The organism is Corynebacterium sp. HMSC069E04, assembly GCF_001813175.1.
Lineage (GTDB): Bacteria > Actinomycetota > Actinomycetes > Mycobacteriales > Mycobacteriaceae > Corynebacterium > Corynebacterium aurimucosum.
Map to the genome: position 1 here is coordinate 1 of NZ_KV811635.1, position 260 is coordinate 260.

At 50.8% G+C, this 260-nt stretch carries 1 rRNA gene; it reads right to left on the reverse strand.

The features are described from left to right. Positions 1-213 (reverse strand): 16S ribosomal RNA (locus HMPREF2896_RS02490); the annotation flags it as partial. Between the last annotated feature and the right edge of the window lie 47 nt (positions 214-260).

Sequence of the window (260 nt, forward strand, 5' to 3'; positions counted from 1 at the left end):
AAAAACTTTCCAACCACCACACTAAAGGCAGTTCATATCCGGTATTAGACCCAGTTTCCCAAGCTTATCCCAGAGTGCAAGGCAGATCACCCACGTGTTACTCACCCGTTCGCCACTCGAGTACCAGTGCAAGCACTGGCCTTTCCGTTCGACTTGCATGTGTTAAGCACGCCGCCAGCGTTCGTCCTGAGCCAGGATCAAACTCTCCACAAAAAAGGCCGTGAAAAGCCCAAACCTAGACAAACAGACAAACCAAACCG